Source organism: Oceanobacillus sp. FSL W7-1281 (genome assembly GCF_037969835.1).
Lineage (GTDB): Bacteria > Bacillota > Bacilli > Bacillales > Amphibacillaceae > Oceanobacillus > Oceanobacillus oncorhynchi.
The window spans coordinates 4,433,175-4,456,701 of the sequence record NZ_CP150214.1 but is presented as its reverse complement, the minus strand read 5'-3'; the positions used below and the strand labels follow the sequence as shown (position 1 = coordinate 4,456,701).

The 23,527-nt window shown below is 40.3% G+C and carries 24 protein-coding genes, 1 pseudogene, 1 riboswitch and 1 other annotated feature; of the genes and pseudogenes, 14 read left to right on the top strand and 11 right to left on the bottom strand.

Annotation, left to right across the window (positions count from 1 at the left end; genetic code table 11):
* The first annotated feature begins 22 nt into the window (after positions 1-22).
* The 3 genes from MKX55_RS21570 to MKX55_RS21560 all read left to right on the top strand — a co-directional run bounded on the left by MKX55_RS21570 (position 23) and on the right by MKX55_RS21560 (position 1,752).
* Positions 23-433 (top strand): Spx/MgsR family RNA polymerase-binding regulatory protein, encoded by a 411-nt coding sequence (locus tag MKX55_RS21570; protein ID WP_147211757.1) that lies wholly within the window; start codon positions 23-25, stop codon positions 431-433.
* A 77-nt stretch (positions 434-510) separates the two neighbouring features.
* Entirely contained in the window at positions 511-813 is a 303-nt protein-coding gene (locus tag MKX55_RS21565; protein ID WP_256705270.1) for a hypothetical protein, read from the top strand.
* A 243-nt stretch (positions 814-1,056) separates the two neighbouring features.
* Positions 1,057-1,752, top strand: coding sequence for a hypothetical protein (locus MKX55_RS21560; protein WP_339234848.1), 696 nt, complete (start codon positions 1,057-1,059; stop codon positions 1,750-1,752).
* Positions 1,753-1,794: 42 nt separating this feature from the next.
* On the opposite strand, the gene MKX55_RS21555 is transcribed toward MKX55_RS21560, so the two are convergent.
* Positions 1,795-2,718: a YitT family protein gene (locus tag MKX55_RS21555; protein WP_339234846.1), complete on the bottom strand. Its 924-nt coding sequence runs from the start codon at positions 2,716-2,718 to the stop codon at positions 1,795-1,797.
* Positions 2,719-2,994: 276 nt separating this feature from the next.
* On the opposite strand from MKX55_RS21555, the gene alr reads away from it, so the two are divergent.
* The 3 genes from alr to MKX55_RS21540 all read left to right on the top strand — a co-directional run bounded on the left by alr (position 2,995) and on the right by MKX55_RS21540 (position 5,291).
* Positions 2,995-4,125 carry an alanine racemase gene (alr, locus tag MKX55_RS21550; protein ID WP_339234843.1) on the top strand — a complete coding sequence of 377 codons (1,131 nt, stop codon included), beginning with the start codon at positions 2,995-2,997 and terminating at the stop codon, positions 4,123-4,125.
* A gap of 25 nt (positions 4,126-4,150) precedes the next feature.
* Entirely contained in the window at positions 4,151-4,459 is a 309-nt protein-coding gene (locus MKX55_RS21545; RefSeq protein ID WP_339234840.1) for an MGMT family protein, read from the top strand.
* A 274-nt stretch (positions 4,460-4,733) separates the two neighbouring features.
* The gene (locus tag MKX55_RS21540) at positions 4,734-5,291 is read left to right on the top strand and encodes an NADPH-dependent FMN reductase (protein ID WP_339234837.1); all 558 of its coding nucleotides are present in this window, start codon (positions 4,734-4,736) and stop codon (positions 5,289-5,291) included.
* 72 nt (positions 5,292-5,363) lie between these two features.
* Here MKX55_RS21540 and MKX55_RS21535 read toward each other — a convergent pair whose 3' ends face one another.
* The 4 genes from MKX55_RS21535 to MKX55_RS21520 form a co-directional block, all read right to left on the bottom strand.
* Positions 5,364-6,017 (bottom strand): lysoplasmalogenase, encoded by a 654-nt coding sequence (locus MKX55_RS21535; protein WP_339234835.1) that lies wholly within the window; start codon positions 6,015-6,017, stop codon positions 5,364-5,366.
* Positions 6,018-6,310: 293 nt separating this feature from the next.
* Positions 6,311-7,909 (bottom strand): glutathione ABC transporter substrate-binding protein, encoded by a 1,599-nt coding sequence (locus MKX55_RS21530; protein WP_339234833.1) that lies wholly within the window; start codon positions 7,907-7,909, stop codon positions 6,311-6,313.
* Between the two features lie 57 nt (positions 7,910-7,966).
* A complete protein-coding gene (locus MKX55_RS21525) occupies positions 7,967-8,782 on the bottom strand; it encodes a MetQ/NlpA family ABC transporter substrate-binding protein (RefSeq protein WP_339234830.1) in 816 nt (271 codons plus the stop codon).
* A gap of 22 nt (positions 8,783-8,804) precedes the next feature.
* On the bottom strand, positions 8,805-9,905 hold the full coding sequence (locus tag MKX55_RS21520; RefSeq protein ID WP_339180666.1) for an iron-containing alcohol dehydrogenase family protein: 1,101 nt from the start codon (positions 9,903-9,905) through the stop codon (positions 8,805-8,807).
* 97 nt (positions 9,906-10,002) lie between these two features.
* A riboswitch (SAM riboswitch) is annotated at positions 10,003-10,119 on the bottom strand.
* A 252-nt stretch (positions 10,120-10,371) separates the two neighbouring features.
* Here MKX55_RS21520 and MKX55_RS21515 point away from each other — a divergent pair.
* A complete protein-coding gene (locus MKX55_RS21515) occupies positions 10,372-10,587 on the top strand; it encodes a hypothetical protein (RefSeq protein ID WP_042529178.1) in 216 nt (71 codons plus the stop codon).
* Positions 10,584-10,859 (top strand): YolD-like family protein, encoded by a 276-nt coding sequence (locus MKX55_RS21510; RefSeq protein ID WP_339234827.1) that lies wholly within the window; start codon positions 10,584-10,586, stop codon positions 10,857-10,859. The genes MKX55_RS21515 and MKX55_RS21510 overlap by 4 nt, the downstream gene beginning before the upstream one ends.
* A gap of 76 nt (positions 10,860-10,935) precedes the next feature.
* Here MKX55_RS21510 and MKX55_RS21505 read toward each other — a convergent pair whose 3' ends face one another.
* The gene (locus MKX55_RS21505; RefSeq protein ID WP_339180661.1) at positions 10,936-11,718 is read right to left on the bottom strand and encodes a YibE/F family protein; all 783 of its coding nucleotides are present in this window, start codon (positions 11,716-11,718) and stop codon (positions 10,936-10,938) included.
* Positions 11,715-12,818, bottom strand: coding sequence for a YibE/F family protein (locus MKX55_RS21500; RefSeq protein WP_339180658.1), 1,104 nt, complete (start codon positions 12,816-12,818; stop codon positions 11,715-11,717). The genes MKX55_RS21505 and MKX55_RS21500 overlap by 4 nt, the downstream gene beginning before the upstream one ends.
* A gap of 375 nt (positions 12,819-13,193) precedes the next feature.
* On the opposite strand from MKX55_RS21500, the gene MKX55_RS21495 reads away from it, so the two are divergent.
* From MKX55_RS21495 to MKX55_RS21475, 5 genes and pseudogenes are all read left to right on the top strand, one after another.
* On the top strand, positions 13,194-13,394 hold the full coding sequence (locus tag MKX55_RS21495) for a helix-turn-helix transcriptional regulator (protein WP_339234825.1): 201 nt from the start codon (positions 13,194-13,196) through the stop codon (positions 13,392-13,394).
* Entirely contained in the window at positions 13,378-13,935 is a 558-nt protein-coding gene (gene def, locus MKX55_RS21490; protein ID WP_339234823.1) for a peptide deformylase, read from the top strand. Before MKX55_RS21495 ends, def begins: the two co-directional genes overlap by 17 nt.
* Before the next feature lie 33 nt (positions 13,936-13,968).
* Positions 13,969-14,907, top strand: a complete 939-nt coding sequence (locus tag MKX55_RS21485; RefSeq protein ID WP_339234821.1) for a phosphotransferase — start codon at positions 13,969-13,971, stop codon at positions 14,905-14,907.
* 82 nt (positions 14,908-14,989) lie between these two features.
* Positions 14,990-16,057 carry an ABC transporter permease gene (locus tag MKX55_RS21480; RefSeq protein ID WP_339238594.1) on the top strand — a complete coding sequence of 356 codons (1,068 nt, stop codon included), beginning with the start codon at positions 14,990-14,992 and terminating at the stop codon, positions 16,055-16,057.
* Between the two features lie 6 nt (positions 16,058-16,063).
* A pseudogene (locus MKX55_RS21475) lies at positions 16,064-16,752 on the top strand (ABC transporter ATP-binding protein).
* 52 nt (positions 16,753-16,804) lie between these two features.
* On the opposite strand, the gene MKX55_RS21470 reads toward MKX55_RS21475, so the two are convergent.
* Genes MKX55_RS21470 through MKX55_RS21455 form a run of 4 tightly spaced genes read right to left on the bottom strand, consistent with a single transcriptional unit; the run spans position 16,805 to position 20,853 of the window.
* On the bottom strand, positions 16,805-17,635 hold the full coding sequence (locus tag MKX55_RS21470; RefSeq protein ID WP_339180651.1) for an energy-coupling factor transporter transmembrane component T: 831 nt from the start codon (positions 17,633-17,635) through the stop codon (positions 16,805-16,807).
* Positions 17,626-19,341, bottom strand: coding sequence for an ABC transporter ATP-binding protein (locus MKX55_RS21465; RefSeq protein WP_339234819.1), 1,716 nt, complete (start codon positions 19,339-19,341; stop codon positions 17,626-17,628). The genes MKX55_RS21470 and MKX55_RS21465 overlap by 10 nt, the downstream gene beginning before the upstream one ends.
* A gap of 56 nt (positions 19,342-19,397) precedes the next feature.
* Positions 19,398-19,952 carry an ECF-type riboflavin transporter substrate-binding protein gene (locus MKX55_RS21460; protein ID WP_339180645.1) on the bottom strand — a complete coding sequence of 185 codons (555 nt, stop codon included), beginning with the start codon at positions 19,950-19,952 and terminating at the stop codon, positions 19,398-19,400.
* A gap of 49 nt (positions 19,953-20,001) precedes the next feature.
* Positions 20,002-20,853 carry an S-adenosyl-l-methionine hydroxide adenosyltransferase family protein gene (locus MKX55_RS21455; RefSeq protein WP_339180643.1) on the bottom strand — a complete coding sequence of 284 codons (852 nt, stop codon included), beginning with the start codon at positions 20,851-20,853 and terminating at the stop codon, positions 20,002-20,004.
* A 159-nt stretch (positions 20,854-21,012) separates the two neighbouring features.
* Positions 21,013-21,282 (bottom strand) — a binding site (T-box leader).
* A gap of 1,231 nt (positions 21,283-22,513) precedes the next feature.
* Between MKX55_RS21455 and MKX55_RS21450 the strand changes: the two genes are divergently transcribed.
* Positions 22,514-23,473, top strand: coding sequence for a PstS family phosphate ABC transporter substrate-binding protein (locus tag MKX55_RS21450; protein WP_339234816.1), 960 nt, complete (start codon positions 22,514-22,516; stop codon positions 23,471-23,473).
* The last annotated feature ends 54 nt before the right edge of the window (positions 23,474-23,527 follow it).

Below are 23,527 nucleotides of genomic sequence, written 5' to 3'. Positions count from 1 at the left end.
ATATATAAATGGGGTATGATTAATGACAGTTACAATTTATGGTGCAGCATGTTCATCAACAAGAAAAGCAAAACAATGGTTTACGAAAAACGGGATTGAGTATACAGAACGTAATGTAATCAGAGAACCTCTGACCGTAAACGAATTACAAAATATTCTTCGGATGACGGTGGAAGGTACAGATGAGATTATTTCCACACGTTCTAAGATTTATAAAGATTTAGATCTTGATATTGAAGCATTGCCATTGCAGGAGCTGCTGGAAATTATTCAGGAATACCCGCGTCTTTTACGCAGTCCGATTATGGTCGATGCCAAACGTTTGCAGGTAGGATATCATGAAGAGGATATACGTCAGTTTTTACCGCGTAAAACGAGAGAAAGCCAATGGCTCCAATGGAGAAAGAATCATTTGCGTGTCGCGGAAAGCTGATTGATAAAAAATGTTCAAAAGTGATTTTTACCGTGCTTTTGGACACACACTTTTAAGCAGAAATAACGGAGGAGACAATGCAATTTATTGCCAAACAACCGTATGTAAAAGTAGTCCGTCAAGTAAGTGCATTAGAGCAAAAGGATACAGAAGAGCAACGTTATATGTATCTTTATGAAGACAAAATCGCTACAAAGTACAGGGAATTTCCAATTGAAAATGTAATGGATATCTCGTATCGACTTACTGGGAACCAGACAAAGGGAATGCTCTATTTACACACGCTTAAAGGAGTTTATGCCTACATTATAAAATCTTCACCTGAACAATTTATCGATGCGTTTAAAGCTCGAACACATAGTACCACCCATCGAAATTAGAGAAACAAACGGAACAGCTCGAAGCTTTGCTAAATCCTTTCTTCGGGTTGCTTCTCCTGCTCACAAAACCTCAGCTCGACTTCCCCGGAGCGAGGTATCTTTATCCAAATATAAATAGCAATAAAGAATAAAACCTGAGTGACTATACCGCTTAGGTTTTTTTTCATCTATCCAATTAGGCAGATAACCAAAATTCGTCCTATTTTTTTCTTTGTGCATAAGCTGATTTTAGAGGTGATGTTAATGGTATATCTGAACCAGGAGAAGCACATTTATGCAGAAGATATAAAAGGAGCTTCGCCTAATCAAGAAACGTTTGTTTATGAATATGCAAGTGAGAGAGAGAAAAAGCAGCTGGAAATGCAGAGGGAATCTGTGGAAGTATTGCAGCAGCTGCAGCGGGATACCTTTGCTAAAAATCAGCAATTGGAGCGTATTGCGAAACGATTGAAGGAAATGGACAAAAATAAAAAAGATCAGCAGCAGATGCAAGAGAAGGTATTCAACCGATTAGATGTACTTGATGAAAATATAAAGAAGGAAAACAAGCAGCTCAATCAAATTATTGCTGCTCAAGAAAGTGCAAAAGAAAAGGAAGATGACTTCAAAGCCAGCCAGGCATCCATTCATACTAAGCTTGAAAAAATAGCTGAGGTAAATGAAACAGTGAAGAAAAAAATGGAGAAACAGGAAAATAAACTGGAAGAGGTAGAGAACCGAAGAAAAGAAGAACTGACTGTGCTTCATGAAAGGCTCGACAAGCAGGAGGCATGGCTTGAAAAATTAATAAGGCAGGTCCATGATTTGCGGGGAATTATATATGAAAGAGCAGATGAAGTGATAAAAAAGGTCGAAAAAAGTATTCAATTATTTGGGAGCAAGTGGAATGTTGTCCGTCGTACTGACTCAGAGTCCTCTAAAGAAACAATAAAGAAGTGAGCTGTTTTCTAAGAAGCAGCTCACTTCTTTACTGGTACATCATCAATCATCTGTTTTATCGGCAGTATTATCCGATGAAACCTCCTCCGGTTCAGGAATAATCGCTTCTTCTTCAAATCCGGTAAAGGCTGCTTCATCTTCTGTCGTCGGAGCAAAGAAAGTGCCGCCAGATACATCTTTCACATTATGGACAACGATAAATGAACTGGAATCGATTTCCCTGATAATTCGTTTAAGCGTTAAGAGCCGATAACTGGGTACGATAATATAAAGGATATAATGCTGGCGATCTGTATAGGATCCAGAACCATTGATAAATGTCGCACTAGACGACATGACTGTATTAATCTGATGAGCTATTTTTTTAAATTCAGGCGAAATAATGGTGACTGCTTTCTTAGAATCAAAACCGCCAATCACATAGTCGCTGGCGACCTTCCCTATGGATAAAGCAATAATGGTGTATAGTGTGTAAAGCGGGCCAATAATGAAAACTCCGGCTAATACGATAACGGCGTCCATGATGAAGGTGGTTAGTACGACATTCCATTCATAGCGCTGTGCGAGCAGACGAGCTATCGTCGAAGTACCTCCAATAGAGCTGCCTGCTTGAATAATCAAACCAAATCCAATCCCCATGGTAAGGCCTGCAAAAATAGCAGCTACCAGAGAATCGCCCAGAGGCTGTGTTACGATATTTTCTGTTAAAAAGATAAACAAGGATAGAAGCGGGACATTAACCATTGTTTTTATCACGATGCTTTTAGGAAGAAATTTAAAACTGACGAGTTGTAATAAGACAAAAGCAACCATCGTAACAATCCCGGGAGACCATCCGAGAGAATAAAAGAGTAAAAGTGCAATACCTAGAATGCCTCCATCAGAAATTTGGTTTGGCATGGCGAATATGGTCGTTGCCAGAGCACATAAAATGGTCCCAATCAGCGCCAGAAAGATTTGTTTCATGTTCTCAACCTCCATCGATAAAGTAGTTTTCCCTGACAATAGGAATCATACGTATATTTATATTTAGTGTAAAGAAATAAAGACAATTGGGAAAGATATTTCAATGCCGTCTCTCACACTTTTTAGATAAACGTGCTTTCATTGTGTCTGTCAAGCAGGCTGAGTATATCTATCCAACACAGAATGGAAGTGATAAAATGGATATGATGTATTGTATTAATCTGAAAAATAGACCAAAAAAATAAAAATGATGATGTTAGACAAGGTGGGAATCACATGATAACAACCAGTTTTCGTGATACTTGGGCAGAAGTGTCCTTGCAAGCATTAGCGTATAATGTACAACAATTTAAACAGCATATCCGTGAAGGAGCGCGGTTTATGGCGGTGGTGAAGGCAGATGGATACGGTCATGGAGCTGTGCCAATTGCAGAAGAGGCGCTGGCAAATGGGGCGGACTGTCTTGGGGTAGCAATCTTAGATGAAGCGCTGTCTTTGAGAGAAGCAGGGATTACTGCACCGATATTATTATTGGGCTATACGCCAGCTCATGCCGTTCATAAGGCAGTAGAACAAGATGTCACGCTGACTGTCTATTCAGAAGAGACAATCGAAGCCATCTGTCAGGCTGCAGATACCTTACAGAAAACAGCAAAAGTCCATATCAAAGTGGATACCGGAATGACTCGTATCGGTGTCCGTACCGCAGAAGAAGCTTTGGATTTATGCCGCGCATTAGAACGGGAAGAAATAGAACTGGAAGGAATCTTTACGCATTTTGCGGAAGCCGACAATGGAGAATCCAGTGCTTATACGTATCAGCAATTTGAAAGCTTCCAGAAAATATATCAGGCAGTAGAAGCAAAAGGCTGTCAGATTCCGATCAAGCATTGCTGTAATAGTGCGGGGACCCTCGCCTATCCAGAAATGCATCTGGATATGGTACGCGTCGGAGTCAGCTTGTACGGGCTCTATCCTGAACCGCATCTTAAGGAAATCCTCCCATTAAAACAGGTGATGAGCTTAAAAACAAAGCCAGTTTATATTAAAAATGTTCCGGCTGGACAATCTATCAGCTATGGCAGAACCTATACAACAACGCAAGAAACAAAGGTTGCGACCCTGCCGATTGGTTATGCCGATGGTTTTTCACGTCTTTTATCCAATCAAGGACACGTCACTGTCCGAGGCAAGGAATGTCTGATTGTCGGACGCATTTGTATGGATCAGACCATGGTGGATGTTTCCGATGTGGATGGCGTTAATGAAAATGATATTGTCACCATTTTTGGCGAGCCGGGTGAGGGCTATATTTCTTTAGATGTTGTCGCAGAGCAAATGCAGACCATTCATTATGAAACGGTTTGTTTAATTGGCAAACGGGTGCCGAGAAAATACGTGAAATAATAATGTGGAACAGGAATGATAAAGGATGACCCCTTTTACAGAAGAAGTTATCAAAATAATACGGAATATCCCCTCTGGAAAAGTAATGACGTATGGTCAAATAGCAAGAGAAGCTGGCAATTCGAGAGCCGCGAGACAGGTTGTCCGCGTGCTCCATTCCATGAGTAAAAAGCATCAATTGCCCTGGCATCGTGTGATCAATGCAAAGGGGCAATTAGCTATTACGAACGAAGAGGGAAATTGGGAGCAGCGCACACGCCTGGAAGCAGAAGGCGTCCTGGTGAGTTCCAGCGGATACGTCGATTTAAAGAAATATCAATGGCATCTCGAATGAAGCGCTGCAATTCAGGAAGGTTTCAATGGATAAGCATCTTATTGTATTTCTGTTAGTTAACTAGGTATAATACAGGTAATAACTGTTTTGAGAAACATTCTCATTCCTGTATTTACAGGTTCTCCAAATGCAGAAACGTGCTTCTTTAGAGGCGAGTCTTTGCAGAGCAGTAAACAGCGTAAATACATATTCATATATATGAATAGACGGACGAGAGAATCTAAAATCTAAACTTCTGAATACAGAATAAGACCACCATATAGGAGGATGCTCCGTGAAGATAGTTGGAATTTCCGGTTCCACGATTGGCTCAAAAACAAGGGTCGCTGTGGACCATGCATTGAAATATATTGAAAAAGAACATACCGGGGTAGAAGCAGAGCTGTTAGATTTGAAGGATTATGACATGGTTTTTAGCGATGGACGTTCTTATAAAGATTATACAGGCGACACGAAGATCTTATTAGAAAAAATCATGCAGGCAGATGGCATTTTGGTTGGAATGCCGGTTTTCCAAGCATCTATTCCGGGAACACTAAAAAATCTGTTCGACCTTCTGCCAATGGATGCATTTCGGAATAAAGTGGTTGCTATTATTGCAACAGCAGGAACAACAAAGCATTATTTAGTACCAGAACAGCATTTGAAGCCGATTCTTCACTATATGCACGCATGGGTGATTCCGAAATATGTATTTGTTGAAGAAAAAGATTATACAAACTATGTAATCTCGAATCAAAACGTCATTGACCGCTTAAATAAGCTATCAGATGATTTGATTCATTATGTAGGTATCATGCAGAAGCATCCAGAGATAACGTCGCTTATATAAGGAAAGCCCTCTTACTGAAAAATGGTTTTCATAAGAGGGCTTTCCTTTATTTACAGGGAACGGAAATCAGGATTACCAAGCCATTCCTTTTTGCCTCGAATCAATGGTAAACAAGCTGTGGGCGATAAGAAATTGAGCACCATAATACGTAAGCATAATGACTTCATGAGCTCCTGTAAAGCCGGTTATAAACATGTTCCACGCAAGAACGCTGTCAGAAATAATAAATAGAAGGCTGCCGAGAATAGCCCAGCGATTTCCTGTCATGATTGCTGTGAACGCCATAAGCGTGATAATTCCGATATAGGCAATGACAGGAAAGATGAAACCTGTATCCCCGTTTGTTTGCAGATTACTCACAAGCTGATAACCAATCCAAGCAGCAAAAAGAATAAGCGGGGCTGCAGAAAGACTTCTTGGCAAAGAAAAACGCCATTCTTTTAAAAATCCAATGATATAGAATACATGCCCGATAAAAAACGCGGTCAAGCCGATGAAAAACCACTGCAGCGTTGCGTCCCCAATCAAGCATAAGCTGATACCGCCAATAATCCAATAATGTGTGGGCTTTCGTTTAGGAAGCGATTTTTCAAAAGCATAAATCAGAATCAGCACCATTGGAATCACTTTGAAGAAAATACTAAATGCTAATGGCTCGGATGGTGAAATAAATATATAAACAATTCCAGTCGTCAGAATTAATATGGGTAAACGGTAAAGTATCAAAATGGGTACATTCCCTTCACTTGTTAAAATAAAAATCTTCAGACATGTTTAGTTCAATCATAGTAAAAAAATGCTCAGATAACAAATTCTAGATATGTAAACAGAAAACCTTTTTTCAATCCTATTTTTAACCTCGGAAGAGATAGAAGCTTCTGTTGAAGATAGGGAGGCTGTTTTGTATTGTTTGTACATACGAAGCTGAATACTGCTGTAATCCTTTGTTAGCAGCATTCGGTGGTTCTGATGGTGTAATAAAAAACTCCCCTTGTCCATCATAGACAAGGGGAGATTCTTTATTCTTCAATAGAAACATCTTTTAAATTTAACAGCTGTGTCGGAGACTGTGTCAGCCCTTTTACGCTGTCATCGACACCTAATAAATATTGCTGGTGATGGATATAAACCATCGGTGTGATTTCAGCAAGTAATTCCTGGGTTTGGCGATAAAGTGCTAATCGTTCATCTGGATTGCTTTCCTGTCGGGCTTGATCTAATAAATCGTCGAGTTCTTCATCTTCTGTGAAGGTGCGATTTCCCGGTTCGCCTAAATTATCTGAATGGAATAAAGGGTATAAGCCGTTATCCGCATCACCGGTAACAGTGGTCCAGCCAAAGACAAACATATCATGTTCCCCGTTGGCAGTCTGTTCCAGCATTGTTCCCCATTCCACTGTTCTTACTTCCGCATTGATACCAATTTCCTTCAGCTGAGCTTGGATTGTTGTTGCTGTATCGATGCGCTGACGGTCATCATTTGTCCAAATCGTGGTAGAAAAACCATTTTCATAGCCTGCTTCAGCAAGTAATTCTTTGGCCTCTTCCAGATTATATTCGTGATCCTCTACATCCTCACTATATCCGAATACACTTGGCGCAATCGGTGTGTGTGCAGGGATTCCGACATCGTCATAGATTCCGGAAAGAATTTCCTCTTTATTAATAGCTTTTGCAATTGCCTGACGGACACGTTCATCATCAAACGGTTCCTTGTCCATGTTAAAACCTAAATACGATAATGCCAGGCTGTCCTGAGACTGCACTGATAAATGATCGGAATTTTCAATTTGAGCTACATCTGACGGACTAAGGGAATTAGCGATTTGAGAAGCACCAGTCTCTAATTCTGCGACACGGGTCAGATCTTCTGTAACTACTTTAAAAGTTACGGAATCGAGCAGTGCCGGTTCGCCCCAATACTCTTCATTGTTAACTAAGCGTACCTGCTGCCCCGGCTGCCATTCTTCGTATTTGAAAGGGCCGGTGCCTTGCGGGTTTGCACTGATAACAGTACCTGCCTCTTCGCCATCTTCCATTGCGGCATAATCTTCTTCAATCTGGTCTTTTGAAATCATCACACCGCCGGGATGAGCAAGGTGTGCCGGTAACGCTGCAAAAGGATATTCTGTTTTAAAATGAACCGTATAATCGTCAATAACTTCTACCTCGGAAATCATATTGTACATGATTGCCCGTGGAGAACCAATCTCTGGATCAAGCGTACGATCAATGTTTGCTTTTACAACGTCCGCATTAAAATCAGAGCCGTCATGGAAGGTCACATCTTGACGAAGCTTGAATTCCCATGTTGTATCATCAATTTGTTCCCACTCCTCCGCCAACAGAGGCTGATTTTCCATATTCTCGTCCTGGGTAACAAGCGTTTCAAAGATATTTCTTTGTACGTCACTGGACGGAGTATCATTGGATGCTGCCGGGTCAAGCGATACAGCATCGGATGGCGTAGTAATAATTAAATCGCCGCCCTGCGATCCTCCCTCTGTCGTATTACTGTCAGAAGATGCATTGTCATCTGGTTCACTGGCGCAGGCGGCAAGTATCAGACTTAACAGAGCAATAAATGCAAGTACATATATCTTTTTCTGTATTCTCATGATGCTGTTTTCTCCTTTAAGTATCGTAGTCTGGGTATATTACCTGAAAATAAAGATTTACCAGCCTGGAACAACAGAGCCGTCAAAGTTTTCTTCAATAAATTCTTTCACTTCGTCTGTATGGTAAATATCAATAAATTGCTGAACGACTTCATCATCTTGGTTTTCTGTACGAGCTGCAATTAGGTTAACGAAAGTAGAATCCTGCTCGATAAAGAGCGAATCATCATTCGGTGAAAGCCCTGCTTCGATTGCAAAGTTTGAATTGATTGCTGCTGCATCTACTTCTCCAAGCTGTCTTGGAATTTGTGCAGAATCTAATTCCAGTAATTCAAGGTCTTTCGGATTATCGACTACATCATTTACGGTTGCATTGACACCCAAGCCTTCTTCTAATGTGATAAGACCAGCTTGTTCAAATAATAATAAAGCACGTCCACTGTTTGTAGGATCGCCAGGGAGCCCTAATGTTGCACCATCAGGAAGGTCCTCCAGAGAATCAACTGATTCGGAGTAAACCCCCATCGGGAAAGTAACGGTATCTGCTACCTTCACAATATCCAAGCCTCTTTCTTCCACCATGCTGTCCATAAAAGGCTCTGTCTGAAAGCTGCTGATGTCGATTTCACCTTCATCCAGTGAAACGTTCGGCATCACATAATCACTAAAAACAACTGTTTCAATTTCTAAATCGTCTTCTGCTGCAATTTCAGCTATTTTTTCAACAATTTCTTCATGTGGACCGGCTGTTACACCTACTGTCAATACGCCATCTTCAAGTAAATCTGAACCGCTCTCTTCCTCATCTCCGCCGCAAGCAGCGAGGAAAGTGACTAATAAAGCTGTAATAAGAAGTAAATATTTCTTTTTCATAATGGTTTTCCTACTTTCTTTTTTATTTAGTAATATTCTCAAGCTGTAAAAATGCATCAATAACGGTATTTGCATTAATTTCTTCTTTCATCAAATGAATGGATTCTTCTTCCCGTGTGACTTTTTTAGCTATGGTTTCCAGCAGTTCCTCATCATCCGTATGTATGGAGAAGTCTGCTAATCTTGTTGGGAAGCCCCATGTATCATAGTAAGCTAATAGCTTCGTAAGCTCCGCTTTATCCTGTTCGATGGCAAGCTGAGCTAAAATGCCATAGGATACAATTTCACCATGAAGTGAATCGGCAATCTGCGGGGCGGCAGTTAATCCATTATGAATGGAATGCGCACCTGCAATTCGTCCAGCTTTTCCGCCGAAGCCGCCAACCATGCCGCCTGTTGCGATAATTGCTTCGATAACACGAATAAGAGCATCAGTGACTTGGTTGCTCTCACAAGCTTGGATTGCTGCTTCACTGTCATCCAGCAAAATATCCTTGCACGCACGAGCGGCGAATTGAGAGATTTGCAGCCAGACTGGAAGCGTGCCTTCAGGGTAGAAGGCTTCAACTAGAGAGCGAGCTTCATAGAATTTAGCTAACGTATCGCCAATGCCTGCTTTTAAATATTTTACAGGAGCTTCTGCAATAATTGCTGGTTCGACCACTACGAGTGTATTAGACTCTGGAAACTCTGTATAATGAGAATGCGCACCATCCTCCTGATAAAAGACGCTTAATGGCGTCCAAGCTGCGCAGGTTGCGGCAATTGTTGGGATTAAGATACTTTTTATTTGCGCATTGGCAGCCGCTGCTTTGGCAATATCCAGTGCAGTTCCCCCGCCGAAGCCGATGACAGCATCTATTTGCTGTTCTTCATAAATCGCGGCGAGCCTGTCAGTTCGTTCCACGGTACAATGCCCATCTGCAGTATGTATATCTTTTTCCTCTATTTGGTTCAGCAATGCGGAAGGAAGATACGGTTTTGCTTTTTCCCAAGCAGTCCGCCCGGCAACTACAGCAATCCGCTTCACCCGCAAGTCATTCAGATTTTCTACCAGATATTCCAGAGAACCGTCACCGATTTGATAATGGCTGGGCGACCCCTTTACAGTAACTGTTTGCATGGTAAGATATCCCCTTTTACATGTGTTTAAATGCTACATAAAAAACCTCTCTATTTTGTTCTAGAGAGGTTGAATAAGTTCATTTACGAAACGTCCTCTCTTATTTTCCAAAGCACATTATGCACTTTGCAGGATTTAGCACCTTTTTTAGAACGAGTTCTAGAAAGGTTGCCGGGCTTCATCGGGCCAGTCCCTCCGCCACTCTCAATAAGAGTTCTTATGTAACTGTGGATACATTTTAATATGAAATATGAGAAAAGTCAAATATAGCTTGATACAAGGGGGCTGGCGTGCTAATTATGTTAATCAGCACCATTTTTGGTCCCAAACCCCAAATAATTAAACGGGTTATCCTTTGTTTCTTTTAAAACACATTCATCCATTTATTTCATGTTTACTCTTGCTTATTTTTTGATATAATAAGAACAAACGTTCAGAACAAAGGTTCTTATTTGGGGGAATAAATATGATTGGATTACTTCATCATTCTCTGGATAAAAAGGAAAAAATCATGATCTATTATATCGACCGCCATAACAATGTAACGCAGCGTGTTATTCGCGTCGTAGGTATAGATGATAAAAGGATTCTTGCTTATTGTTACTATAAAAAACAGGTGCGCAGCTTTAAGATAGAAAATATTTTATCCATAGGGTGTGTAAAAAGGAGCGTCGGGGCTTGAATATTCGTGTACAGGAAGAAAGGAATACGAAAGAAAAAACAATGTTAAATGAGCGGCAATGGAAGCAGAATTGCTTTCAATTAATTATCGCTCATAAAGATAATTTGCTTATTGAAGTGAAATGCTATCAGGACTGTCATGTTCATCATATAAAAGGATATATAGACAGCATCAACTATAAAGACGAGCACATAGCCATAGTTGATAGGCTGGGGCATAAGGATTTTACAATCATTAAGTTTAATGACATGATAGACGTTTTTATATTATAGATAAAAACCCGAATGTATTCCAAGCGGAATCATTCGGGCTTATTTCTAAACATAAACAGCGTATGGCTGCTTTTACCTATTTCTGCTCATCCAACGCGATGTCCTTTTTCTGCTTCTTCAAATAATACGCACTCATCAGAGAAGCAATTGGAATAACCAGAGCGATGCCAAGACCCGAAATAAGGATTCCAAGCATTTCATCATTGAATACTTTGGCATTTATAATTTGGCCAAGAGAGTAGTCTAAATCCTTAAACCAGATGAGCAGCCCCATATAACCTCCGAAAAAGGCGAAAAATAGCGTGTTTGTGCTTGTGCCTAGAATATCACGGCCAATACGAATGCCGGCTAAGAATAGATTCTTTCTGGAAATTTCCGGATTCTGGTCGTGGATTTCACGCATCGGAGAGGTGATTGAAATGGCAGTATCTACAATTGCCCCAATCGTGCTCATAATAATCACAGCTGTAGCAATTTGAATAAAATTTAATCCAATATGCACATTGAAAGCTGTTATTTCTCCAGATTCTTCTTCCCCAAGTCCATAGATCATGGATTGTTCGGTTAAAATAATAATGAAAAAGATTAAAATAACCATTGTTGCAATCGTCGATAAGAAAGCAAGCATCGTTTTATTATTTACCCGGTTGATGAAGAACAAGCTGATTGCACTGATAAAACCGCATGCGATAAGCGCAATAATAATTGGATTTCCGGACGGGTCATTCATGACAAAAACAGCCATAAGCACAATGATAAAATTAATAAAGAGGGCAATAAAAGATCGTACGCCCTTCATACCGCCAACCCAGGCCATTAATGCAAATAATATGATTGCCAGTAATACGAGTACATTCATAATTTCGCCTGCTTTCTCCGGATAAAGAAAATGGAAATATAGATGGCAATCGGAATGGTCAATACAATCCCAATTCCGCCGACTAAAGCACGTGTTAATTCAAGGGAAAGGTTCATCGATATGGTGAAGCCGAATGGTGCTGCATTTTTAAAATAGATTAGCAGCATGGGTATCGACCCGCTGACGTAGGCAAAAAATAAAATGTTGGTCATGGTGCCCATGATATCTTTCCCGACTTCGTAACCTGCTTTTTTTAATGTTTTTAAATCAATCCGGTTATTTTTCTCATACATTTCAAACATGGAAGCAGATAAAGTAATCGCAACATCCATAACAGCCCCTAAGGAACCAATTAGTAACCCTGCCATAAATATGGTTTCCGGGTTCCTGGTTAAAAAGGCCATTTCTTCATAACGCAGTCCTTCTTCGCCAGTGAAATGCAGTGCTGCATAAGCAATCACTAATGAAATAACTGTCCCTATTAATGTGGCTAGAATAGCTGTATAGGTTTTTTCGTTAAATCCTGTCGCCATCAATAAGGAGAGAACGGTGAAGATAATAATACTGATTGCAGTAATAACAGAAAGACTGATGCTGGGATGCTGTATATAAATGTCTAATGCAAATGATAAAATAGCTGCATTGACAAACAAACTCAACGCGGATAAAGCACCTCTGGACTTTCCGACTGCTAATAATATGATCAGGAATATCCATGCGACAAACACGAAATATTTATCCCGTTTAATATCCCCTGTTGCTTCCCCGTCTTGAGCAAGAAAGATTTCATCGCCTGCAGATAACTCATAGTCCAATGCCAGGGACTGCACATATTCATTATCAAATTCAGTTATTTCTCCTTTATTTGATCCATTTTTTACTTCTCCAACAATATGCTGGGTGACTTTTTCATCTTGATTGCCATGCTCATCTGGCTGATCTTCTCTATTTATTTCTTGAACATCGGTTATGTGAACAATCGTTCTATCATATAAATCATAATTGTTATTGATAAATATCATCGATGCGATAAAACCGATTAGTAATAGACAGACGGTAATATATTCGGTCCTGGTCCGATTTTTTAACCATGCCTTCAATGTAATCACTCCAAAAATAGGATTGTCCTATTCGTATTTCCGAAAACATATACTATGATAACACTTTTAATAAAAAGGAGATACATACAACATCACAAAATTTCGGGGAATAAAGGGAAGCTTCATTCCGATGTGGGCTTTTCATTCTCCGCGGAATGTTAGTTAAACCAATCGAGTCGTTATTGGCTGTTGGGTCTCCTGCCTAGAATTTTCAATTTCTCTCTATGCTTGAAGCGGGCATCATACAAAAGACCTTCTTATTTTAGTATGTACCAAAAGGGAGTGAGTATTTCATTGTGTCCAACGTTTTGGACATTTACAGGAAAGTCATGCTACAATTTTGTCAAATGCTTTTGACAAAAAGGAGCTTAGTTAGTGAAGAATAAGATTAAAAAATTAAGGAAGCAATCGAATATGACACAAGAAAAATTGTCTAAGCTTTGCGGTGTTTCCAGGCAAACCATTAACTGTGTGGAAAATGATAAATATGACCCGACGTTAGAACTGGCGTTTAAAATATCCAGAGTGCTTGATAAAAATGTAGAAGAGGTGTTTATGTATGACAAAATTTCATAAAAACTACCGTATAACGATGAAAGATATTAAAAAAGAGGGGGCTTCTATTTTAAGAAAACAGTTAGACCCTGTGTCTCTTCCTGTTTCGGAGGAAACGAAAACAGAGCTGGAATGCATGATGACGTATTTGAAAAACAGTCAGGACGCTGAGATAGCAAAGAAATATCAGCTAAGGCCGGGAGCAGGGCTTTCGGCGAATCAAGTCGGTATTAATAAAAGTATGTTTGTCATACGATATCAGACAGAAAAGGAGGAGACCATGGAATTAAAGCTGATTAACCCTAAACTGATCAGCCATGCTGCAAATACCATCTATCTTCCGGAAGGGGAAGGATGCCTTTCTGTAAACAGGGAAGTATCTGGACATGTGCCGCGTTATGAGAGAATAAAGGTGCAGGCCTTTGATACAGAGGGAGAAGAGCATACATATACCTTTAAAGGATATAGTTCCATCTTGGTTCAGCATGAAATGGATCACCTGAATGGAATCATGTTTTTTGACAGGATTAATAAAGAACGGCCATATTTGAATTTGCAGTAGGCTGCAAGCTTTTTTGGGAAAGGGGTAATCGCAATGAATCCATTTACTGTAATATTGCAAGAAGCGTATGGAATCCATCCTGTTCACATACAATCCAAACAGGGCGGATGGGCATCCCTTGCCTTTGAAATAAAGGCGGAGGATGCTGCTTATTTTTTGAAAGTATATGAAAAGAGACGTGCTTCTACGCCGAAGTTGACCGCATGGATTGACCAGTATGCTCCCATTGTGGAATGGTTAGCAAATAACAGTGATTTAAAAGGAAAAATTCCTGTTCCGCTACAGACAAAGGAAGGAAAGTATCAATGTGAAGACGCGGAAAATAGTTATTTACTGTATTCTTTTATTGATGGGGAAACCATTGGTGAACAAGATTTAACCAAGCAGCAGGTATCAGAATTTGCACATATAATAGCCGCACTCCACTCATTTGGGGAGGAAATCCCTTTTCCAACGGAAGCTTTGAAGGAGGACTTTGAAGTGCCTTTTTTAGTAGAATTGGAAGAGGTCATTCATTTCAATGAAAAACATCTCCCGGAGGAATTATATGTCCTTTTCCGTGAAAATCGGGAAAAAATAGACGCATGGATCAGCAGCGTAAAAGGACTTTCAAAAAAGCTGAAATCTCTTTCATTCGATATGGTTTTATGTCATACAGATCTGCATCATTGGAATTTGATGGAGGCGGAAAAGCTGATATTAATAGATTGGGAAGGGCTAAAACTGGCTCCTGCAGAAGCAGATATGATGCTTCTGACAGAGAAGCCTTATTGGAAGCAGTTTATGAAAGTTTATCTTCAGCATCACGAAAATTATCATATCAATCAAGATGCTCTTGCTTTTTACCAGTTAAGAAGAAGGCTGGAGGATATTTGGGAGTTTGCTGAGCAGTTATTATATGAAGAACTGGATGCGCAAGAAAAGGATGAAATTATCGGTTATTTGACGGAGTTAACGGACGATACAAATTGATTGTTTGAGATGACGGGTTAAACATTCTCTAAAAAGGGAATAAGCAAAGGGATTTGCAATGAAGCCAAAAGGAAGTGAAGGGATGTTTTTAGCTTGGAATGAAATAAAGAACAACAAGCTGCGTTTCACCTTAGTTATAGGTGTGCTGGTACTTATTTCTTATCTTGTATTCTTTTTATCCGGTCTGGCCAATGGGCTGGAGCAGCTTAATCGGGAGGCTGTTGATAAATGGGAAGCAGACGGTGTTATTCTAACAGAGGAATCCGATTTACGTCTGCAGCAATCCATCGTGTCTGCGGATGATTTTGACGGGGCCGGAGTGGATGAATATACCGAATTATCTCAGCTCAGCGCAATAGCGAGTCATGGGGATAAAAAAGAAAATGTATTTATCTTTGCTGTAGATGAAGCGTCCTTTATCATGCCAAATGTGACAGAAGGAAACGCATTCGCGGATGAGGGAGAAGTAATAGCGGATGATACATTAAAAGAAGACGGCTTTGAAATTGGTGATGAGATTTCCTTATCCTCCACAGAGGAGACGTTGGAAATCACAGGCTTTACGGATAAAGCCAGATTTAATGCAGCACCAGTATTGTTCACAGACTTAAATACGCTGGAAACACTGCAATATGGGGAAATGGCTGAAGGAGATAACGATGCAGTGAATGCCTTTGTTATTCGTACAGATAACTTAGACAGTGTGGAAGCAGATGAAGCATTGCAGGTGGTTGATACAGAAACATTTATAGAGAATCTGCCTGGTTACACAGAGCAGAATTTAACGCTGACATTAATGATATATTTCCTGTTTGTTATTTCAGCTGTGGTTCTGGCGATTTTTCTTTACGTGCTTACTATTCAGAAGATAAGCATTTTCGGGGTAATGAAGGCCCAGGGGGTTTCCTCCAAATACTTGGCCTGCTCTGTTGTAGCGCAGACATTTTTGCTTTCTTTAGCTGGCGTGATGATAGGATTGGTTCTTGCTGTAGCTACAGGATTATTCCTGCCGGCAGCTGTACCGGTAGCCTTTAATTACATTGAAATGCTGGTTTATGGAATGATTCTGATTGCCGTATCCGTCATTGGAGCATTTATTTCTGTACAGACCATTGTGCGAATTGACCCATTACGGGCGATAGGAGGTTAAGGGAGCATGGCTATTTTAGAATTGCAAAAGGTGCAGAAAACCTTTGGATCCGGCAGAACAAAAGTAGAAGCAATGAAAGAAACGAATTTTGAGGCGGAACAAGGCGAATTAGTTGCAGTTATTGGCCCCTCTGGTTCCGGAAAAAGTACGTTTTTAAGTATCGCCGGAGGGCTGCAGACACCCACAACGGGAGAAGTCAGGATGAACGGCACCGCTTTGACGGATCTAAAGGAAAAGAAGCGTGCAGCGTTAAGGCTGAAGGAAGTCGGCTTTGTTTTGCAGGCATCGAATCTGGTTCCTTATTTAAACGTCGGACAGCAGATGCAGCTGCTGGATAAGGTAAAGAAAGGGAATATGTCTAAAGCAGAATCCGGAGCGCTCTATCAGTCGTTAGGCATTGATCATTTGCTTCGCAGCTTCCCGAAAGACTTATCTGGCGGAGAGAGGCAGCGGGTCGCGATTGCTAAAGCACTCTATACCAACCCAAGTCTTATTTTAGCAGATGAACCGACGGCGTCTCTTGACTCTGACGTGCATTTGAAGTGATGCGTATGTTAAAAGAAATTACAGAAGAAAAGCAAACAGCAACAATCGTTGTAACACATGATACCCGGCTGATTGAGGATTGTGATAAAGTCTATCAAATGACAGATGGGAACATGGAATTACAGGAAAAGGAACGTTATACGGTATGACAAAAAGGATGTGATTTCCATTCACTGGAACATCGCATCCTTTTTCATCCTGTTACAAAAATGGATTATAAAACCTGCTGCCATCATGAAAGGTGATTATCAACGATACGGTTAAAATGACTGCTCCAACAGCTATCGTGATATAATCTGCCCGTTTAAAAGACTTGATGCTGTACCAGGTTCTTTTTTTATTTTTCCCAAATCCTCTTAACTCCATCGCGTTGCTGATGACTTCAATTCTTTCCAAACTGGATAGGATTAATGGCAGAATAATAGCTCCTGCATTTTTGATCCGCTTCCCTAATTTTTCATTTTTCGATAAATCAATCCCGCGGGCCTGCTGAGCTTGGGCGATAGTACGGAAGTCCCGTTGGATATCTGGAATATACCGGAGTGCCAAGGAGACAGAATAGGCGATTTTATAATTAATCCCAATCCGGTGGAGAGAGGCAGCAAATTCACTCGGATGGGTAGTGACGATAAACAGTAACGCAGCCGGAATAACGACAAAATATTTTAATGTAATATTAAATTGATAAAAGATTTGCTCCAGTGTCATATTATAACGCCCGGCTATTTCAAAAAGTACATGATTGGTGCCATAGATCCGGACACCTTCCTGAGGAGAAAACAGGTAAATAGCGATATTATTCAACAGTAAAAAGATTAAAATAAAGATTAATACAAAGGCGATGTCCCGGATATGAATCCTTGAAATAATAAATATGGTTATGCTGATTATGAATAAGAATAATAGAATCCTTGTATCATACGTAAGCATTGCAGCGGACGACCACATAATAAAAATAACCAATTTAGTGACTCCAGATAATCGATGGACAGGGGATTCCTTTTCAATATAAGATAACATTTCTATGGCCATGCTTTGCGTACCTCCCTGTCAAAGGCAATAAATCTGGATACAAACTCGACCGGTTCCTCGATACCGGTAAGAACTGCTAAATCAAATAAGGATGTTTCTTTTAAATTAGCTTCCGCCACAATCGCTTCATTGGTTAAGATATTTATAGGTGAATCATCCGCGATCACTTTGCCATCTGCTATAACAATCGCCCTTTGTGTATATTCCAGCATTAAATGCATGTCATGTGTAATCATCATAATGGTAATACCTTGGGCGTTTAAATCTGCCAGGAATTCCATCATCTCCGTATAGTGATAGAAATCCTGCCCGGCAGTAGGCTCGTCCAGAATAATTATTTCCGGCTCCAGTACTAAAATAGAAGCGATGGTTGCTCTTTTTTTCTGGCCGAAGCTTAATGCGGAGATCGGCCAATTTCGAAAAGGGTACAAGCCGCATATTTTTAATGTTTTCTCTACCTTTTCCCTTATCTCTTCCTCTGAATAAATTCCTTTCATAATAAGGCCTAAGGCTACCTCATCATAAATCATATGCTTTGAAATCATTTGATTTGGATTTTGCATCACCATGCCGATCCGTTCAGCACGCTGATAGATAGTGTCTCCGGTAATATCCTTTTGGTGATAGAGGATTTTTCCCTGGTTATTTTTTTCAAATCCGCAAATTAATTTGGATAAAGTGGATTTGCCTGCACCATTTTTACCGACAATGCTTACCATTTCTCCCTTATCAATGGAAAAGGATATCTTTTTAATGTTATTTTCCTTGCCACTATATGTAAAGGAGACATCCTCCAGCTGTAAAACAGGTTGTGTCAGCGTTCTCTTTTTTGCGGGCGGAGTTTGCTCGAACCATTGTAAAAGCTTGTCTTTGAATGCCTCTGTTTGCAATGTATTCAAATGCTCCAAGCCATGCTGGGGTGTGAGGGAGCAATCCGCATACTTTAATGCTTTGATGTATAAGGGCTCTCGAATATTATTTCTCTGTAACACATCGGAGGCAAGCAATACATTGGGAGAGCAATCATTTACAATCTCTCCGTCATTAACAACGATAATTCTGTCCACATTCCGGTATAATACATCCTCTAAACGGTGTTCAATGATAACGACCGTCGTATTTGTCTCCTTTTGAATCTGATCAATTAAATCTATGGCATGCTTCCCTGTAGCAGGGTCCAAATTGGCCAATGGTTCATCGAAAAGGAGAATATCTACATCATCCACCATGACGCCAGCGAGAGAGACCCGCTGCTTTTGCCCGCCGGAAAGAGCGTGAATAGAAGCCTCTAAGTATTCCTCCATATCCACAAGGCGTGAGACCTCGGCTACCCTTTTCATCATGGTATCATGCGGAGTAACATTATTTTCTAAAGAGAAAGCAATATCCTCGCCGACAGATAAGCCGATAAATTGCCCGTCAGGATCCTGCAATACCGTGCCAACCATTTTGGATAACGAAAAGATATCGAGCTCTTTTGTTTCCTGTCTTTGGATTTTCAAGCTTCCTGTCATCTCCCCTTTATACGAGAAAGGCACCAGCCCATTGAGGCAATGAGCTAGTGTGCTTTTTCCAGAACCAGAAGGGCCTGCAATTAATATTTTTTCTCCTTGATGAATGGTTAAATCAATATTTTTTAACGTAGGTTCCTGTTGGCTTCGATATTTAAATGTAACATTTTCAAACTGGATAATAGGTTGTTTCATGTTTATCTCCCTTAGAGCATCTGCTGTTCTCAGAAATCAGGTAACGGCAACAGACGCTATTCTTTGGTAAGACTCCCGCTCTGACTTTTGGTTTTTGCATAAGATGCGATTAGAATCGTACCAAGAATGCCGGTGGTTATAATATTGGCAATACCGGCGAAAGCTCCTTGTACAAATACTTTATTGGCAGGCTCTGCATAAATCAATATATCTAAAGCTGGAGCAATCAAGAACCAGCCTGCAGCTTGCACACCTGCTTGTACTACATTGAACTGAATGATTTGTCTGGAGGCAAATATTCCTGACTCTATATCGATTTTTCTAGTGAATAAGCCGATGAAAAATCCGATAAATACCGATACAAACACCCAGCTCCACCAAATAGAACCATAAAATACGGCATCCTTTAAGGCATGACCAATCAAACCGATCAATCCTCCGGCAATAGGGCCAAAAACAACACTCATTAAAGCTAGAAAGGCATATGCGGTTTCAATGGTTGTATTTGGTATCCCGGTTGGAATGGCTGCAAAGCGCCCTAAAATAACAAATACTGCTGAACCAATTCCAATTGCTACAATTGTTTTAATAGATAACCCATTTCTCTTCAATTCCCAATTCCCCCTTTAAATGATATGTTCTTATTTTATTAAATACCAATCAGCTTATTTTCGGTGCTTTGCGAATAATAATTTGCCAATGGGGCCCAGTTTCTACGTGATACGCATTGGCAAAGGAGCCCTGGTTAATCGCAACGCCTAAATTATCCAATGAATTCACATACAGCAAAGGCTCTCCGAGGCGAATCTCGGCAAAGGAATGCCGGTATGTCATGATATTTTTATATACCTGCTGGCGGTTATTGGCGATAGTGACTTCGAAAGCATCTCCGTGAGCCACATTAATTTCTTGAAACAGCTCTCTGCTGATGTTGGTCCATAGATTGCCAAAGCGAATATCCAGTATATCAATATTACCGTAGACGATATCATCTTCTATATAAGCTTCCGGTTTTGTTAATTCAACAATGTCGTTTACATCAACAAGGGCGCCGACTTCTTCAAAGGTAATGGTATTTGATGCTAATCTTGCCCCTGTATAGGCATAAACGTCACGTCCATGAAACGTATAGGATTCCCCTGAGCGAGGTAAACGGTTTGTTTTCTCATCGATGATTCTTGCTTCCTTAATGCCGATGTCCTTTTTAATATGGGTAAGTGTTCCATTATCCGGCGTCACAATATATTGGTTATTCACCGTTTTAACGACGACGCTCAGCCTTGCAGTACCAACTCCTGGATCAACTACAGAGATAAAAACTGTTTCCTCTGGCCAATATGGTAACGTTTGATAGAGACGATAGGAGCCTTCCCAAATATTATATTGCGGGATATCGTGTGTCAGGTCGAATACCCGGAGCTTGGAATCTACAGAAAGTGCTACCCCATACATGGCGCTGACTGCCCCGTCGCTAAGACCAAAATCTGTTTGAATGACTAAATTTCTTCCCATTTTAAATTCCTCCTTAATAATATGTGCTCAAAAATTCGATAAAAATTCGCTGTGTCATTTTTGCTGGACTTATGAAACTCCTCTTTCTGTTGCTTGCATTTTCGTCGATGAGCAGTTGGTTTTTAAGGAATTAAAAAACCACGCCCATATCGAATAAACGATAAGGACGTGGTTGGAATATACGTGGTACCACCTTATTTTACTGTATGCTCACACATACAGCCTCATCAAGTACGAAAGCAAGAAGCTTTGATACTGTGGTATTGATAACGAGTACCAAATCTCGTCGGAACCTACTCATATCGATCGATATTTTCAGCACGAAGCTCAGAGGCCATTGTTCAGATTCGTATTTTTACTTCTTTTCAGCTGCCGAAGTTCTCTGTGAAAAAATAGTTGAATCTTACTTTTCCTCTTCCACGCTTTTCATAAATAACCTATGCGAATTAATGTCATTATAAATAATCGAAATATAAAAAGCAAGCATTTTTAGAAAAATGATAAAAGTCGAAATAACAGGTCTGGCTTGTTAAAGGAATCATCTATTTCGGCAGTTTTCAAATTTGAATGCTAAATAGATTATCTGTGCATAGAATAAGATAGAGAAGGAAATGATTCTTTTTTTAATGACTCAACTTTCGCACATTAAAAAATAAATCCATTACCATAGAAACAGGAGTTGGTTGTTCCTTTGATAACACCCTTGACAAAGAATAGAAGGTGAAGTGTAAAGCACCGCTGCGGAAAAACACTACGCTTTCCATGGGCTTGCGCTCAGCCTCCTCAAAAAAAGAAGTTCGCTTTTTTCTGCGGGGTCTTCCCACTGGGACTGCGATTACTCGCCCCACCGAAGACCATTGCGCTTTCCCATAGGAGTCTCCGTGTTTTTCCTCCGCTAGTAGGATATTCTATACATGGAAAACACCTCACCAAATAGATGTTTAATCAGATAGAACATATTTTTCATGCTGTATGGTAAAATGTTCGACCAAGATTCCTTTCTATACATCGAAGCTATTCTCTGTATTTCATACCCATGCTTTCATGAATGGTTGTTCAGGAAAGTTGCTATTTCGTCTAGCTCATTGAGATGATATTTCTTTCATTCGCTGTAGAATCCTATCAGAGCGCAGGCCAACCACGCAGACTCCTAAGTGGTTGGCAGGCTAAACCCGTGACTCCTGGGGTTGCGATTACTCACCCCATCGAAAAGAGTTGTTGCAACGTCTGCACTAGTACGTCCTGGGACTGCGATTACTCGTCCCATCGAAAACATTTGTACGTCGGAAAGCGGAGTGGTTGGCCGGAGTGGAGCTATGCACCATCATCAATTCCAAAAAGGCCGGATATTTCACCAAAATGCAAGCATGGCAATGTAGAATATGTTCACCCTGGAATAGCAAGATATATATGCTCCTTCTTAGGTGTGAAAGTTGAGTTAATGAAATAGGACAAGCTTGAGAAGGAGAAACCAAATGGTGAATTGCCTTGTTTTTTTCAAAGTTCTGCAGCCGCAGCCCTCTTAAATAAAAAACTTAAATTTACATACTCTTTACATTAACAGCAAACTATATTAATAATTCTTCTCTATACTTCAAAGTGAGGACAGAGGAGAAATGTCCAGTAACTATTATGCAGATAAATTTAAGGGGGCACTTTAATGAGCTTTAGACGGTTTACTTTATTCTTTTTTGTTTCTATTTTAATTTTCTTGGCAGCATGCGGTTCAGGCGATGCAGATAGTGCAAGTGATTCAGAGTCTGGCAGCAGTGAAGAATTATCAGGTAATGTAGCAATTGATGGTTCAGGCACGGTGTACCCATTAATGGCGAGATTAGCTGAAGATTATATGATAAATGAACAGCAGGGTGTTTCGGTAGAGGTTAGCCGGGCCGGGACGAGCGCTGGCTTTGAAAAATTCTTAGTGGAAAATGGAACAGACTTTAATGATGCTTCCCGGGAAATAAAAGAGGAAGAACAAGCAAAAGCAGATGAATTAGGCATGGAAGTGCAAGAATTAAAGGTAGCATTAGACGGTTTAACGATTGTGACGCATCCAGATAATGATTGGGCGACAGAGTTAACACCAGAGCAGGTACAAGGAATTTTCCTTGGTGAATATACGAAGTGGTCAGATATTGATGACTCTTGGCCAAATGAAGACATTCAAACGTACGGTCCAAATGAAAATCATGGAACATATGAATTCTTTTACGAAGAAATTTTAGAGGAACAGGATTTAGTAGAAGGAATTGACCTTCAGCAGGATTATTCGACATTAGTGACATTGGTTTCAGAAGATAAGAACGCTATTGGGTTTTTCGGATTCGGTTATTATCAAAGCAATCAAGATGCGATCAACGCTGTATCTATTGACTTTGGTGAGGGAGCAGTTGAACCATCTCTAGATACAATTGCAGAGGACGGACCTTATGCAGATTATACACGTCCAGTGTTTACGTACTTGAATGTAAATCAAGCACAGGAAAAACCGGAAGTGCTTGATTATGCGAAATACGTTTTAGAAAATACAAATAATGTAGCTGGCGAGACAGGCTTTGCACCGATTCCAGATGAAGAAATCCAGTCACAGCTGGAAGAGTTAGAAGGAATCGAATAAGACAAGAAGAAGGATGAGCGGTGTGTAAAAACACCTCTCATCTTCCTCTTATTT

Coding starts and splice junctions, on each gene's coding strand:
- MKX55_RS21525 (WP_339234830.1), bottom strand. CDS start 8,782: ATGAAAAAGAAATATTTACTTCTTATTACAGCTTTATTAGTCACTTTC.
- MKX55_RS21570 (WP_147211757.1), top strand. CDS start 23: ATGACAGTTACAATTTATGGTGCAGCATGTTCATCAACAAGAAAAGCA.
- MKX55_RS21505 (WP_339180661.1), bottom strand. CDS start 11,718: ATGAATGTACTCGTATTACTGGCAATCATATTATTTGCATTAATGGCC.
- MKX55_RS21560 (WP_339234848.1), top strand. CDS start 1,057: ATGGTATATCTGAACCAGGAGAAGCACATTTATGCAGAAGATATAAAA.
- MKX55_RS21565 (WP_256705270.1), top strand. CDS start 511: ATGCAATTTATTGCCAAACAACCGTATGTAAAAGTAGTCCGTCAAGTA.
- MKX55_RS21465 (WP_339234819.1), bottom strand. CDS start 19,341: ATGAAACAACCTATTATCCAGTTTGAAAATGTTACATTTAAATATCGA.
- MKX55_RS21530 (WP_339234833.1), bottom strand. CDS start 7,909: ATGAGAATACAGAAAAAGATATATGTACTTGCATTTATTGCTCTGTTA.
- MKX55_RS21470 (WP_339180651.1), bottom strand. CDS start 17,635: ATGGCCATAGAAATGTTATCTTATATTGAAAAGGAATCCCCTGTCCAT.
- MKX55_RS21480 (WP_339238594.1), top strand. CDS start 14,990: ATGTTTTTAGCTTGGAATGAAATAAAGAACAACAAGCTGCGTTTCACC.
- def (WP_339234823.1), top strand. CDS start 13,378: ATGACAAAATTTCATAAAAACTACCGTATAACGATGAAAGATATTAAA.
- MKX55_RS21450 (WP_339234816.1), top strand. CDS start 22,514: ATGAGCTTTAGACGGTTTACTTTATTCTTTTTTGTTTCTATTTTAATT.
- MKX55_RS21545 (WP_339234840.1), top strand. CDS start 4,151: ATGACCCCTTTTACAGAAGAAGTTATCAAAATAATACGGAATATCCCC.
- MKX55_RS21455 (WP_339180643.1), bottom strand. CDS start 20,853: ATGGGAAGAAATTTAGTCATTCAAACAGATTTTGGTCTTAGCGACGGG.
- MKX55_RS21520 (WP_339180666.1), bottom strand. CDS start 9,905: ATGCAAACAGTTACTGTAAAGGGGTCGCCCAGCCATTATCAAATCGGT.
- MKX55_RS21515 (WP_042529178.1), top strand. CDS start 10,372: ATGATTGGATTACTTCATCATTCTCTGGATAAAAAGGAAAAAATCATG.
- alr (WP_339234843.1), top strand. CDS start 2,995: ATGATAACAACCAGTTTTCGTGATACTTGGGCAGAAGTGTCCTTGCAA.
- MKX55_RS21555 (WP_339234846.1), bottom strand. CDS start 2,718: ATGAAACAAATCTTTCTGGCGCTGATTGGGACCATTTTATGTGCTCTG.
- MKX55_RS21485 (WP_339234821.1), top strand. CDS start 13,969: ATGAATCCATTTACTGTAATATTGCAAGAAGCGTATGGAATCCATCCT.